The 13,318-nt window shown below is 69.7% G+C and carries 11 protein-coding genes; 3 read left to right on the top strand and 8 right to left on the bottom strand.

Features of this window, described 5'->3' with window-relative positions; all coding sequences use genetic code 11:
• The first annotated feature begins 71 nt into the window (after positions 1-71).
• Positions 72-476: a DUF6292 family protein gene (locus tag BMY74_RS05810; protein ID WP_089910775.1), complete on the top strand. Its 405-nt coding sequence runs from the start codon at positions 72-74 to the stop codon at positions 474-476.
• An 86-nt stretch (positions 477-562) separates the two neighbouring features.
• The gene (locus BMY74_RS05805) at positions 563-838 is read left to right on the top strand and encodes a hypothetical protein (RefSeq protein WP_089910772.1); all 276 of its coding nucleotides are present in this window, start codon (positions 563-565) and stop codon (positions 836-838) included.
• 173 nt (positions 839-1,011) lie between these two features.
• On the opposite strand, the gene BMY74_RS46630 is transcribed toward BMY74_RS05805, so the two are convergent.
• The 3 genes from BMY74_RS46630 to BMY74_RS05795 form a co-directional block, all read right to left on the bottom strand.
• Positions 1,012-1,146: a hypothetical protein gene (locus BMY74_RS46630; protein ID WP_281244954.1), complete on the bottom strand. Its 135-nt coding sequence runs from the start codon at positions 1,144-1,146 to the stop codon at positions 1,012-1,014.
• A 36-nt stretch (positions 1,147-1,182) separates the two neighbouring features.
• Positions 1,183-2,952, bottom strand: a complete 1,770-nt coding sequence (locus BMY74_RS05800; RefSeq protein ID WP_177229596.1) for a ricin-type beta-trefoil lectin domain protein — start codon at positions 2,950-2,952, stop codon at positions 1,183-1,185.
• An 88-nt stretch (positions 2,953-3,040) separates the two neighbouring features.
• Positions 3,041-4,897, bottom strand: a complete 1,857-nt coding sequence (locus BMY74_RS05795; RefSeq protein ID WP_089910766.1) for a discoidin domain-containing protein — start codon at positions 4,895-4,897, stop codon at positions 3,041-3,043.
• Positions 4,898-4,996: 99 nt separating this feature from the next.
• Here BMY74_RS05795 and BMY74_RS05790 point away from each other — a divergent pair, with 99 nt between their 5' ends.
• Positions 4,997-6,001, top strand: coding sequence for a LacI family DNA-binding transcriptional regulator (locus tag BMY74_RS05790; RefSeq protein WP_218159530.1), 1,005 nt, complete (start codon positions 4,997-4,999; stop codon positions 5,999-6,001).
• On the opposite strand, the gene BMY74_RS05785 is transcribed toward BMY74_RS05790, so the two are convergent.
• The 5 genes from BMY74_RS05785 to BMY74_RS05765 all read right to left on the bottom strand — a co-directional run bounded on the left by BMY74_RS05785 (position 5,998) and on the right by BMY74_RS05765 (position 13,289).
• On the bottom strand, positions 5,998-6,438 hold the full coding sequence (locus BMY74_RS05785; protein ID WP_089910760.1) for a hypothetical protein: 441 nt from the start codon (positions 6,436-6,438) through the stop codon (positions 5,998-6,000). The genes BMY74_RS05790 and BMY74_RS05785 overlap by 4 nt on opposite strands.
• A 34-nt stretch (positions 6,439-6,472) precedes the next feature.
• The gene (locus BMY74_RS05780; protein WP_089910757.1) at positions 6,473-8,776 is read right to left on the bottom strand and encodes a glycoside hydrolase family 95 protein; all 2,304 of its coding nucleotides are present in this window, start codon (positions 8,774-8,776) and stop codon (positions 6,473-6,475) included.
• A gap of 61 nt (positions 8,777-8,837) precedes the next feature.
• Complete coding sequence (locus BMY74_RS05775; RefSeq protein ID WP_089910754.1) at positions 8,838-10,961, bottom strand: DUF8189 domain-containing protein; 2,124 nt, start codon at positions 10,959-10,961, stop codon at positions 8,838-8,840.
• A 304-nt stretch (positions 10,962-11,265) separates the two neighbouring features.
• On the bottom strand, positions 11,266-11,751 hold the full coding sequence (locus BMY74_RS05770) for a universal stress protein (protein WP_089910751.1): 486 nt from the start codon (positions 11,749-11,751) through the stop codon (positions 11,266-11,268).
• Positions 11,752-11,765: 14 nt separating this feature from the next.
• On the bottom strand, positions 11,766-13,289 hold the full coding sequence (locus BMY74_RS05765; protein WP_089910746.1) for an MFS transporter: 1,524 nt from the start codon (positions 13,287-13,289) through the stop codon (positions 11,766-11,768).
• Positions 13,290-13,318 lie beyond the last annotated feature (29 nt).

The raw sequence follows: 13,318 nt of genomic DNA, 5'->3' as shown, positions 1-13,318 counted from the left end.
CTGGACTGCTCCATGCGGGTGTGGTCGGTCACGTCGTGTTTGGCCACACCCCGCCGGGGTATCCGCGCGCCATGAGCATCGAGCCCGGCATCGACATCGAGATCGACTTCGACGATTCCGCCGTGCGCGAGGTGCGGCATTACCTGACACAGGTGGTCACGGGGCTCGGCCTGCGCGGGGACAGCTCGTGCGCCGACATGGAGCCGATGGTGACCGCCTACGTGGCGCTGGACGGCCGGCTGCCCGACTTCCCCGACCACTACGTGGCGCTCGTGTGGAACGAGCTGACCGGGTGGGCGGTGGCCGTGGAGGACCGGCTCGGTGAGCTCGTCGAGGTCGCGCGCCTGGAAGGTGACCCGCGCCCGTCGCCGGACGCGGTGGTGAGCTGGGTGTCCGGGCTGCTGCACGAGGAGCACGGCCGGGCGAACCGCGACTTCGCCGCGTTCGTGCCCTCGCAGCGCGCGGTGCTTTCGTAGTTTGACCGGCGGAGGACGCGGGTAGCCGGTGCCGCGTCAAGCAGTCGGCGCACCACGTCCCCGGCTGTTCCGAAGGCGGCAACTCCATGCGTTCCAGCACACTCGACCGCGCCATCCGCGACGCTCTCGCCCTGATCCGCGCCACGTCGGGTCATGACCTCGGCGAGCAGACCGAACGGGCGCGCAAGTGCCTCGCCCAGGCCGTGATGGACTCCCCGGACGCGCCCCAGCGGGCGTTGGCGCACGTCGCCGCCGCGGACGAGCACCTCGAGTACGGCGAGTTGATGGAGGCCCGCACGCTGCTGACGGCGGCGCGCTCGTTCCTCCCCGGTGCGCGGGCCGTGGTGCCGGCCCGCGCCTGACGGCCGGGTCAGTCCGTGCCCCGGCAGTCTCGTCGGGCGGCAGTAGCGGGCGAGGGCCCCGGAGACGGCACCGCCGCGATGCCCGAATACAACCCGGTATGAGGTCATCGCGGCGGCACCGTCTCCGGGTCGCTCGCCCGCGCCTGCCACCGGACGAACTGACGGGACACGGACTAGTCCGGCGGCTCGCTCTCGTCCTCGGTCGTCTCCTGCGGGATCTCGGGCTCCTCGACGATCTCGACGTCGAGGTCGTCGAGGCTGGGCGTTCCCGGCGAATGCGGTGCTTCCGGGTTGATGGGATCGGTCATGTCGTGCGGTTACCCGCACGACATGACCTCAAAGCTCTACGCGGGCACCGTCCACCGCTGGTTGGCACCGCCGGTGCAGGACCAGATCTGCAGCTTCGCGCCGTCCGCCGTGTTGTTGCCGATCACGTCGAGGCACTTGTTGCTGCCCGCGTTGACGAGCGTGCCTCCCGAGGCCGTCCACCGCTGGTTGGGGCCGCCGAAGCAGTCCCAGAGCTGGACCGCCGACCCGTCCGCCGTGCCGTTGCCGGTCACGTCGAGGCACTTGCCCAGGCCGCGCACGGTGCCGTCGGAGGCCAGGGTCCACGTCTGGTTCGGGCCGCTGAAGCACGACCACATCTGCGGCAGGGTGCCGTTCGCGGTCGAGCCGTCGGTCACGTCGAGGCACTTGCCGCCCAGCCCCGTGATGGCGCCGGTCCGGCCCGTCGGGGGCTGGCCCGGGTCGAGCGTGCCGGGCCACGTGAACGTCGCCATCGCGCCGGCCGGGAGGGTGTAGCCGAACGTCTGGCCGTTGTACTGGACCCGGAAGTTCTGCTGGCCGCCCGAGTTCAGCGCGACGAGCACGATCTGGCCGTTCGGGTTGCGGAACGCGACGTTCTGGACGCCGCCCTCGCCGTAGCCGGTCGAGTCGATGCGGACCGCGCCGGGCTGCACGAACTTCGACAGGTGTCCGAGCACGTAGTACTCGGCGTTGTACGTGACGTTGCCGCCGCTGGTCGTGACGACGCCGGTGCAGTTGGTGCAGCTGCCGATCACCGGGCCGTTGTTCTGGTCCAGCGCCATGTTCCAGATCGCGACGGTGCGCGCGTGGTTGCGGGTGGCGCCGATGGCGAGGTTGATGCCCTGCCAGCGCAACGTGTCGCGGAACGTCGCCGCGTCGTTCGCCGACCTCGTGCCGGAGCACTCGGTGAAGAACACGTCCTTGCCGGGCTGGTTCTGCTTCACGATCGACTGGCGGCTGGGGTCGCCGCCGTAGCAGTGCCACGCGGAGCCGATCACGTTGCCGCCCGCGCCGTTGTTGACGGTCTGCGCGTAGTCGACGTTGTCCCAGTTGTGGTCGTAGCCGAGCAGACGGGCCTGTTCGCCGGCGGCGCGGAGCTTCGGCACCAGGGTGTTGATGACGTTGACCTGCTGCTGCGGCGACATGTACATGCCGGGGTAGCCCGGCGGTTCGAAGAGCGGCTCGTTCTGCACGCTCATGTAGTCGATCGGGATGCCCGCGGCCTTGTACGCCTGCGCGAACTTGACGAGGTAGTCGGCGTAGACGCCGATGCGGCTGTCGTTGAGCGAACCCCGGATGAGGTTGTTGTTGTTCTTCATCCACGCCGGCGCGCTCCACGGCGTCGCCATCACGGCGAGCTGCGGGTTGAGCTGCTTGGCCTGTTGCAGCAGCGGCAGGATGTAGGCCCTGTCGTGGTCGATGGAGAACCGCGACAGCGACGGGTCCGCCGCGCCGTCGTTGTAGGTGTAGAAGCTGCGCGAGAAGTCGGTGGAGGCGATCGGTTGGCGAATGAAGCTCATGCCGATGCCGTTGTTCCTGTCGAACAGGTTGGTCATGATCTCGTTGCGGCGCGGGGAGTTGAAGATGTTCCACGCCGCCGCGTCCGTGAACGAGGCGCCGAAGCCCACCATGGACTGGTAGGTGGAGTTCGGGTTCACCGTGATCGTCGACCCGGAGCCACCCGAGCCGAACGCCACGTCCGCCTGCCTGGTCAGCTGGGCCGACCGGTCACCCGTGGTCAGCCACACGCTCGCGTTGGTCGCCGCGGTGGCGGCGGGGGAGACCAACGTGGACCCGACCGTCACCACGGCTGCAGCTATTGCGATACCACGCCAACGTTGTGTCGTCTTTGACATAAGCGCTCCTTGCAGGGTTTGGGCGCCCGACAGCGGTTGTTCAGTTGTAGAGCCGGAAATCGGCGATGCTCCACCAGTTGCCCGCGGCCCCGGTGGACGTGATGCGGACGTACCGCGCGCTCGTGCGCCGCACGTCGACGTTCGTCAGCTGGCCGGCGCCCTCACCGGACGCGATCGCGCGCCACGCCTTGCCGTCGTCGCTGACCGAGAGCTCCCAGGAGCGGGCGTAGTCGCCGAGGTTGCCGCCGGAGTCGATGGCCACGCGCCGGAAGTCCTTGCGGCGCCCCAGGTCGACCTGCAGGAACTGGCCGGGAGCCTGGGGACCGCCGTTGGACCACCGGGTCGAGGCGTCGTCGTCGATGGCGAGCGCGCCATCCGGAGACGCCGTCGCACCGGCCAGGGAGACCGCGTCGAGCCTGCTCCGGTGGTGACCGGTCCAGGTGAACGTCGCCAGCGCGCCGCCGGGCAGGGTGTACTCGAACGTGCGGTCGCCGGCGTTGACCGCGAACGAGCGCGGGTCGTCGTTCTGGTTGTGCACCACCAGGGCGGTGGACCCGTCCGGGTTGCGGAACGCGGCGTCCATGACCTGGCCGTTCCACCCGGTGGTGCCGAAGGACGTGCTGGCGATCCGGCGCGCGCCGGGCTTCACGAACTTCGAGAGGTGCCCGATGGTGTAGTACTCGGCGTCGGTGACGACCGACCCGTCCGGCTGCACGGTGACGAGGCCGGTGCACGTGCCGCAGCCGCCGAGGTGCGGGCCGCCGGTGCTGTCGAGCGCGATGTTCCAGTTCACCGCGCTGCGCGCCCAGTCGCGGGTGGTGCCGAGGACGACGTTGCGGGCGTGCCAGCGCAACGTGTCGCTGAAGACCTTGGCGGGCGGATCGGTGGCGCCCTTGGAACCCGAGCACTCGGTGAACCAGATCCCCTTGTCCGGGAAGGCGTCGTGCAACGCGGTCTGCGCGCTCGGATCGCCGTAGTAGCAGTGGTAGGCGGTGCCCGCGACCCACTTCGCGGCCTTGGACCGCAGGACCTGGTATGGGTAGTCGGCCTCCGCCGTGCCGTCGTTGGGGTGCGTGGCCCAGTTGTGGTCGAAGCCGAGGATCTTGGTGCGCGGGCTGGCGATCCTGAGCTTCGGGCCGAGCGCCTCGATCACCCGCACCTGTGCCGCCACGGGCATGTCCGTGCCGGGGTAGGCGTCGGGCTTGCGGTTCTGCGGTTCGTTCTGCACGGACAGGAAGTCGACCGGCACACCCGCCCTCGCGTACGCCTGCACGAACTTCACGAGGTACCGCGCGTAGGCGTCGTAGATCTTCGGGTCGTCCTTGAGTCTGCCGCCGACGAGCGAGTCGTTGTCCTTCATCCACGCGGGCGGGCTCCACGGCGTGGCCATGACCTTCAGACGCGGGTTGAGGCGTTTCGCCTCGCGCAGCAGCGGAAGGATCTTCTCCTCGTCGTGGCGGATGCTGAAGTGCCTGAGCCCGAAGTCGGTCTGCCCGGCCGGCACGTCGTCGTAGGTGTAGTGCTCCGCGGCGGCGGTGAAGTCGGACGACCCGACGGGCTGGCGCAGGAAGCTGACGCCGATGCCGCTGTCCGGGTCGAAGAGCTTGCGCATGGTCTCGGCGCGCACGGAGGGGTTCAGGCTCGCCAGCAGTTCGGCGGAGGAGTCCGTGATGGAGGCGCCGAAACCGTCGAGCTCCTGGTAGCGGCGGTCGGGGTCGACCACGATCGTCGGGTGCGCCGACTCGCCCGTGCCGAACGCCACGCGCGGCCGCTCGTGCAGCAGCTCCGCGCGGTCCGGCGTGGTCACCCACACCCTCACCTGCGGCGGACCGGACGCCTCCGCGGCCGGCACGGCGGTGAGGCCGAGGACCAGGGCCACGATCGCGGTTCGTCTCATGTAACACCCATCCATCACTGTGAAAAGTCAGCTTTCAGGATGAAACACCCGGTCGTGGCGACGGTCAATGGTCTGGAGGATTTCCGGTACATTGACCTGGTGGAACGCAAGATCGAGAACGTGAAACAACGCGCGAGCCTGCGGGACATCGCGGCGGAGACGGGCGTCTCGATCGCGACGGTCTCCCGCGTGCTCAACGACCACGTCAACGTGGCCCAGCGCACCCGTGACCTGGTGCTCCAGGCCGTCGAGCGGCGCAGGCACGAGGTGGCGACGAGGACCCGCACGGTCTACGTCCGGTGCCCGTACGTCCTCACCGACTACTTCGGCCTGATCGTCTCCTCGATCGCGGAGACGCTGAAGCTGCACGGCCTGCGGCTGGTGCTCGACGCCGGGGAGTCGGGACAGGGAACCGGCGCGCTGCGCGACCTGCCCGGCACGGACGACGTCGACGCGGCGATCCTGATCCTGCCGCCCGAGGAGGGCGACGAGCTGGTCGCCCTGTCCCGAGCCGGATACCCGTTCGTCGTCGTCGACCCGCGCATCCTGCCGCTGCCCGACATCGCGTCCGTGTCGGCCGCGCACTTCGCGGGAGCGCGTGCGGTCGCGGACCACCTGATCGAACTGGGGCACCGCGACATCGCGGTGATCGCCGGGCCGGAGGAGTGGCTCGCCGGGGACGCCCGCCTGGCCGGGCACAGGGCGGCGCTCGCGCAGGCCGGGGTCCTGCTCGCGCCGGAGCGGTTGCGGCACGTGGAACCCACGACGGCGCACGGCAGGTCCGCGGCGGCGGAGTTGCTGGACCTGGAGCCGCGGCCGTCGGCGATCGTGTGCTTCAACGACAAGGTCGCCGTCGGCACGTTGCAGGCGGCGCGGGAACGCGGCCTGCGCGTGCCGGAGGACCTGTCGGTGGCCGGGTTCGACGACATCGACCTGGCGGAGGCGACCAGCCCGCCGCTGACGACGGTGCGGCAGCCGTTGCAGGAGATGGGCCGGATCGCGGTGACGCAGTTGATGCGGGTGCTGGACGGTCACCAGCCCGAGGCGCTGCACATCGAGCTGGCGACGACGTTGGTGGTGCGGGAATCGACAGCGGCTCGTTAGTGCACCACACCCCAGGTGCGGACCACCGGGTCGACGAGGACGCGGAGGTTCTGCTCGCCGTCGTAGCGGTCGCACCGGTGGTGCACCTCGAAACCGCCGCCCGGCACCGGAACCCACAACCGCAGCTCGTGGCTGACGGACTCGCCGTCGTCGTGCGCGGTGCTGCCGAGCACTTCGGCGACCACCACGGTCCCCCTGGCGCGCAGGGCGGAGGTCTCCTTCGCCGACTCGCCCACTGACGACCAGAGCGCCAGCATGCCGAACAGGACGACGAACATGCCCAGCTCCCACAGCAGGATCGCCCACCACGCCTGGTCCGAGAAGGCGAGCACGGCCATGCCCCCGGCCAGCGCGGCGATCGTGGCCCCGGCGAACACGCGTTGCACGAACGCCGAGCGCGGAGTCGTCAGGGTGACTTCTGCGGGATTCGTGGCCACCAGCCGATTCTAGTGGCCACGACCCCGCCGGACGTCACGGACGAAGCGTGACCGACTGGCCCTTCCGCAGGCTGATCCTCTTCTTCCAGCGGCCGAAGCGCACCTCGGTCTCCGTGCCGCCGACGCTGCGGACGGTCGCCGTGGTGACCTTGCCGTCCTTCCACGCCAGGTCGACCGTGAAGCCGCCGCGGGCACCGATCCCGGTGACCGAACCCGTCTTCCACGCCGAGGGCAGCGCGGGCAACAGCTCGATCACACCCGGCCGTGCGTAGAGCAGCATCTCGAGCATCGCGGCCGGAGCGCCCAGGTTCGCGTCGATCTGGAAGATCGACCGGTCGCCGAAGCTGTACATGTCGAAGAAGTTCGGCGCCGTGCCGTTCGCGTGGTCGATCGACGGCCGGATGACCTTCTGGATCAGCTCGTACGACCGGTCGGCGTCCTTCAGCCGCGCCCAGCACGCCGCGCGCCACGCCAGGCCCCAGCCGAAGCTCTCCATGCCGCGCGTGATCAGGTGCTGCCGCACGCCGTCGAGGACCGCGGCGGGGGAGTCGTCGCGGTTGACGCGGTCGCCGGGGAAGAAGCCGACGAGCGGGGACAGGTGCCGGTGCGTGGTCTCGCCGAGGTCGTCGGGCGACATCCACTCCTGCAGCATGCCGGTCTTCGGGCTGACGACCGGCAGGTAGAGCTTTTCGCGCAACGCCGACATCCTGCGGCCGTAGGACTGGTCGCGGCGCAGCACGTCCGTCGCGATCCGGTACTTGCCGAAGAGGTGGTGCACCAGCTCCTGGTTGTACGTGTTGCCGCGGGTGTCCTGCGGTCCGTGCTCGGGTGACCAGTCGTGGTCGTCGACCAGGCCCTGCGGCGTCTCGACCAGGCGCGCCTCCCAGAACTCGCAGGCGCCCTTGAGCAACGGGTAGATCTTGGCCAGGTAGTCGCGGTCGAGCGTGTACTCGTAGTGCTCGAAGAGCGACATGCACAGCCACGCGTTGCCGCCGGGGTGCCACCACCAGCCGCTGCCGCCGTAGATGTTGGTGGAGAAGGCGACCGCCCACCCGGCCACGCGGTCGTTGGTGTTGCGGAACCGGTTGCGCTCGTCCTGGTACACCGCCTGCGTGGTGTTCGTCCACGCCGGCAGCTGCGCCACGCAGTAGTTCGCGAGCGCGTCGAACGTGTCCGACAGGGCGGCCCTGTCCGCGAGCCAGTAGTTCATCTGGATGTTGATGTCGGTGTGGTAGTCGCTGTACCAGTCGGGGGTGTTGTTCGACAGCCACAGGCCCTGCAGGTTGATCGGCAGGTTGTCGCGCGAGCCCGTGATGGCGAGGTAGCGGCCGAACTGGAGGTAGCTCGCCTCGAGTTCCGGGTCGGGCGTGGGGCTGGACGCCCTCGCCCGGAGCCGGGTCCACGTGTCCATCGCGCGCTGGGCGTCGGTGGACCGGCCGAGGTCGACCCTCTGCCGGTCGTACTTCTTGCGGTAGTCGGCGACGTGCGTGCGCAGCAGGGCGTCCGCCTTGGCACGCACGGCCGCCTTCCGCAGCGCCAGCTGCGCGGGCTCGACGAGCGGGTCCAGGAAGCCCCGGGAGGCGTCCGGGACGTAGTTCGTGCCGCCGGAGAACACGACCACCAGGTCGGAGCACCCGGTGAAGACGAGGTTCGCACCGTCCACTTCGACCGTTCCATCAGGACTGAACGCGGTCACGACACCGCTGTACGCCAGCTTGTTCGGGAACGAGCCGGTGAAGACGGCCGCGGTGTGCGGTGCGTCGCCGACGGTCGGTTCACCGTGCGCGCCCTGGAGCGTGATGGTGCCGGACTGGTCCGGGCCGACGAGCCGGACGACCACCACGTCGTCCGGGTGGCTCGAGAAGATCTCGCGGCGGTACCGCCTGCCGCCGTGGACGTACCTCGTCGTGACGAGGCCGTTGCTCAGGTCGAGCTCACGCCGGTAGTCCGTGGCGCCGGCGTGTGCCGGTACCTCGACGTAGAGCTTGGCGAGCATCGAGAACGTGCCGAAGTGCGTGGAGTCGTAAGGGAGCTGGCCGTCGCCTTCGAGGGTGTCGTTCAGCTCGCCGGTCCACAGGGTGACGTCGGTCAGGTACAGGAAGTCCTTCTCGACACCACCGCCGACGAGCGCGCCGAGGCGTCCGTTGCCGATCGGGAGGCCCTGCTCGATGATCTTCGCCTCGTCGGCGGGAGCGGGGTACCAGAGGGTGGTCGGGTCGGCGGCGAGCGGATCGGTGGCCGGCCGGTGGGGTTCGGCGTGGGCGGAGAACGCGGGCAGGACCACGGCTCCCAGCCCCCACGCTCCGGTGGCCTTCAGGAAAGTGCGGCGTGAGGTCATCGGTGGGCTCCGGGGAGGTGGGGTGTGAGCGGGTACGGGGGCTTCATCTGCTGCTCCGGGGTCAGGGCGCCGTCAGGTTCGACACGTGCACCGCGTCGTCCGGCCCGCGCACCGCCACCCACGTCGAGCCGTTCACCCCGGCCGCCCCGCCGACGGCGCCGGTCAGGGCGTTGCTGACGAACTGGTCGCGCTTGGACCACCAGGTGCCCGCGCCGCCGACGAGGTCCTGCTGCCAGAGCGTGTAGTCGCTGCCGCGCACGAACACGTTGACGCGGTCGCCGTTCGCGACCGCCGTCGGGCTGCCGCTGATCACGCCGCCCAGCGAGGTCCACGCGGACCAGCCGTTCGCGGTGCGCCTGCGGTACCAGGCGGAGTCGTCCTGCAGCCGGACCACGACGAACGTGCCGGCGGCGACCGTCGCGGCTGAGGGCCTGCCGTAGATCTGCTGGTTGCCGGGGGAGCCGACCGAGGTCCAGGTGGGGTTGTTCCTGTCGCGCGTCCACACGCGACCGTCGGCGCCGCGGCCGAAGAGGCTCCAGCTGTCCGGTCCGGTGAACGCCACCGACACGGAGTCGGTGAGGCTGCCGCCCAGCGAAGTCCAGTCGCCCCACTTGCCGCCCGCGTAAGTCCGTTGGTACGCCACGTTGTCCGTGCCGCGGACGAAGAGGTCGATGCGGCCGTTCGGGCTCGCGAACGCACTCGGCTGGCCGAGGACCTGGCCGTTGTTGGGGCCGCCGAGGACGATCCAGTCGCGCCACTCGCCGCCGACCATCGAGCGTTGGATGAGACGGCCCGACCTGTCCCGCGCGAACGTCGCCATGGTCCTGTCGTCCCAGCGGATCAGCGCCGGGCTGGCCGACGTCTCGCCGCCGAGGTCGGTGCCGGGAACGGCGGTCTCACCGCGCAGCTTGAGGAACGCGGTGCCGTGCGCGGGAACCGTGACGGTGATCTTGTCGGTCGTGGTGCCGCGGTCGGCGCGGGCCCTCAGGTCGCGGACGCTGACCGTGCCCTTGAGCCCGGTGTCGCCGATGGTGACGTCGTACTGCGCCGGCCGGTCGTTGCGGTTCAGCACCGCGACGGCCCGTTCACCCCTGCCTTGCAACACCTTGCTGTAGACGTCGACGTTGTTCGACCCGGCGACCCGCACGCCCTGGATGGCCAGCGGGTCCTGGTCGACGGCGATGATCTCGGGGTTCTTCAGCGTCTCGATCATCGACGGCGGCAGCGTGCGCGGGTCCGAGCCGATGATCAGCGGCGAGGCCATGACCGACCACAGGACGAGCTGTGAGGTCGACTCCTCCTCGTTCAGCTCGTACGTGCCCTGCTCGGTCTTGCGCATCGGGATCAGGTAGTCCGGGTCGTTGTAGTGACCGGGCCCCTGTGCGCCGGGCCGATAGAGGTTGCGGTCCATGTTCCGCAGCACGTCACGCCAGATGCCTTCGTACGGCGTGCCGAACGCGACGTCGGTGGAGGTGCGCCACGAGTCGCCGACGCGCGGCCCGTACGTGTAGGCCACGTACGCGGTCTGGTCCCAGCGGTGCGGCACGCCCCACTCGTCGGTGACCGGGTTGCAGAGGTTGAGGATCATCTTCCGCCCGGCCTTCCGCACCGCCGCGGAGAACTGCGTGAAGGCGACGGCCGGGTCCATGTTCTGCGCGATGCCGCAAAGAAAGTCGATCTTGATGGCGTCGAACTCCCACCCGGCGAACTGCTTCGCATCGGCCTCGTAGTACCCGCCACCGCTGCCGGCGGCGCAGTTCTTGCCGTCCCACGCACCCGCGTCGGTGTAGATGCCCGCCTTCAACCCCTTGGCGTGCAACGTGTCCACGAGCTGGTGGAAGCCGCTGGGGAAGCGTGCCGGGTCGGGTACGAGCGCACCCCTGCCGTCGCGCGGCGGGTTCGCGTTCCAGCCGCCGTCGATCCAGACGATGTCGTAACCGGCTTCGGCGAGCCCGCTGCTGACGAGGTGGTCGGCCACCCCGAGCACCTTCTCCTCCGACGCCGCCCCGACGGCGAAGTAGGAGTTCCAGCCCATGTACGGAGTGCGGGCGAGGCCCGAGTCGTAGTAGGTCGGGGCGCCCTGGTCGACGCCCGCGTGTTCGGGCGGCGCGGACGGGGCGGCGGCCGCCGTGGGCGTGAGGAGCAACAGGGCGGTGGTGGCCACGGACAGCAGGGTTCTCGGCATACCCGTACCTCTCGTCGTCGAGTGGCTGAAGTGTGCGGCGGCCGGCTGGGCGCGTCAAGAATAAATACTAAATTAAGTTTAGTGATGACTGTGTCCGGACGTACCGTAGCAGCGATCCGATGTATGGGGATCGTGTGCGGCTTGTTCCGGTACTTTCTGTCCGGTAGAGGTCATAGTGGTCGGATGTGTGCGGGCACGGCCTCGTCCAGGGAAGGCCGCGCGTCGCGAGCAACACCACGTGAACACCACGGTGCCCGCGCTCGACGAGCGAGCGCGGGCACAAGGTGTCGGAAAGGGGCAGGCGTCAGGGCACGACGAGCACCGGCCAGTGACCCGACCGGATGAGGCGTGTCGCCACCGACCCGGCGAACCGGTGCCCCGCCTGCTGCGAGGCGCCGACGACCACCATGTCGGCCTGGCACTGGTCGGCCGAGTCGCGCAGCACCGTGAGCGGGTCGCCGAACGCCTTCACGAAGGTGACCGGCACGTCGAGCTCCTCCGCGAACTGCCGGACCTGGTCGCGCAGCTCGGCGTACAGGTGGGCGGTCGCCTCGTGCTCGAACACCGACGCGGCGGCGGGGCTCAGTGCCGCCAGGGACGAGTGGCACGCGACGAACGTGACCACCAGTCGTGCTTCCTGGCGGCGGGCGAGGCCGAACGCCGAGGCCGCCGCGCGCATCGCCGTGTCGGAGCCGTCGAGGCCGACCATGATGGTCCGCGACGACGGGCGGGGAACGGGACCGAAGCAGTCCACGGTGGACTCGAAGGCGTTGTTGAGGCCGGCGCTCATGGTTCCCCCTCTGGTTATCGCGCGACCACCGAGTCTGCGTCCTTCTTCTCGAGATCCATCGTCGTGCGCAACGTGATCGGCTTGAGCAGCAGTGCCGCGATGATGCCGATCACGCCGACGGCCGCGGAGATCATGAAGATGTGCGCGGTGGCGTCGCCGTAGACGGTGTGCACGATCGTCTGGACCTGGGGCGGCAGGGCCTGCAGGTTCAACGCGCTGGTGGTGCCGGTCGACTGGCCCGCCGGCACGTGCAGTGCGGTGGAGAGGTCGGCGGTGACGCGGTTGGCGAGCACGGCGCCGAGCACCGACACGCCGATCGTGCCGCCCAGCGAGCGGAAGAACGTGATGGTCGCGCTGGCGACGCCGAGTTCGCTCAGCGGCACGCCGTTCTGCACGGCCAGCACGAGGTTCTGCATGCTCATGCCGACACCGGTGCCGACGACGGCCATCGCGACGCCGATCTCCCACAGCGGGGTGGCGTGGTCGATGAAGCCGAGGCCGAGGAAGCCCAGCACCAGCAGGATCGTGCCTGCCACGATGTAAGGCTTGATCTTGCCGGAACGGCTGATCATGCGGCCGGAGATCGTGGACGACACCAGCACGCCCGCGAGCAGCGGGATGGTCAGCAGGCCCGCCTCGGTCGGGCTGTACCCGCGGCCGATCTGGAAGTACTGGCCGAGGAACACCGAGCCGCCGAACATGGCGACGCCCACGGCGAGGCTCGCGATGATCGCGAGAGCGGGGGTGCGCTGGACGACGATGTGCAGCGGCACCACGGGTTCCTTGACCCGCCGTTCCACCGCGATGGCGGCGCCGAGCAGCACCACGCCGGCGCCGACCATGGTCGCCGTCTCCCAGGAGGCCCACGCGAACGAGTTGCCGACGAACGACACCCAGATCAGCAGCACGCTCACGCCGGCGGCGATCAGGGCCGCGCCGAGGTAGTCGATCTTCACGTTCTCGCGGCGCACGGTCTCGAGCTTCAGCGTCGCCTGCAGCACCACGAACGCGATGGCGGCGAGCGGCACGGCGATCCAGAAGCACCAGCGCCAGCCGAGCCACGACACGTCGACGATGAGACCGCCGAGCAGCGGGCCGCCGACCGTCGCGACGGCCAGCACGCCGCCGAGGTAGCCGTTGTACCGGCCGCGCTCGCGCGGCGGGATGATCGCGGCGATCACGACCTGCACGAGTGCCTGCAGGCCGCCGACGCCGAGGCCCTGGAACGCGCGGGCGGCGATGAGCTGTCCGGTGTCCTGGGCGAAGCCGCTGAGCAGCGAGCCGATCACGAAGATCACGATCGCGACCTGGACCAGCGTCTTCTTGTTGAACAGGTCGGCGAGCTTGCCCCAGATCGGGGTCGTGGCCGTCGCCGCGAGCAGGGTGGCGGTGACCACCCACGTGTACTGCGTCTGCGTGCCGTTCAACGACCCGATGATCCGCGGCAGGGCGGTGGACACCACCGTGGAACTGACGAGGGCCACGAACAGCGCGAGCAGCAGACCGGACAGCGACTCCATCACCTGCCGGTGACCCATCGCCTGACTTTCGTTCTTCAACGTCTCGC

Origin of the sequence: Lentzea albida (genome assembly GCF_900111005.1) — a bacterium.
In the GTDB taxonomy this organism is placed as follows: Bacteria; Actinomycetota; Actinomycetes; order Mycobacteriales; family Pseudonocardiaceae; genus Lentzea; species Lentzea albida.
This window is presented reverse-complemented; position numbering and strand designations above follow the sequence as displayed.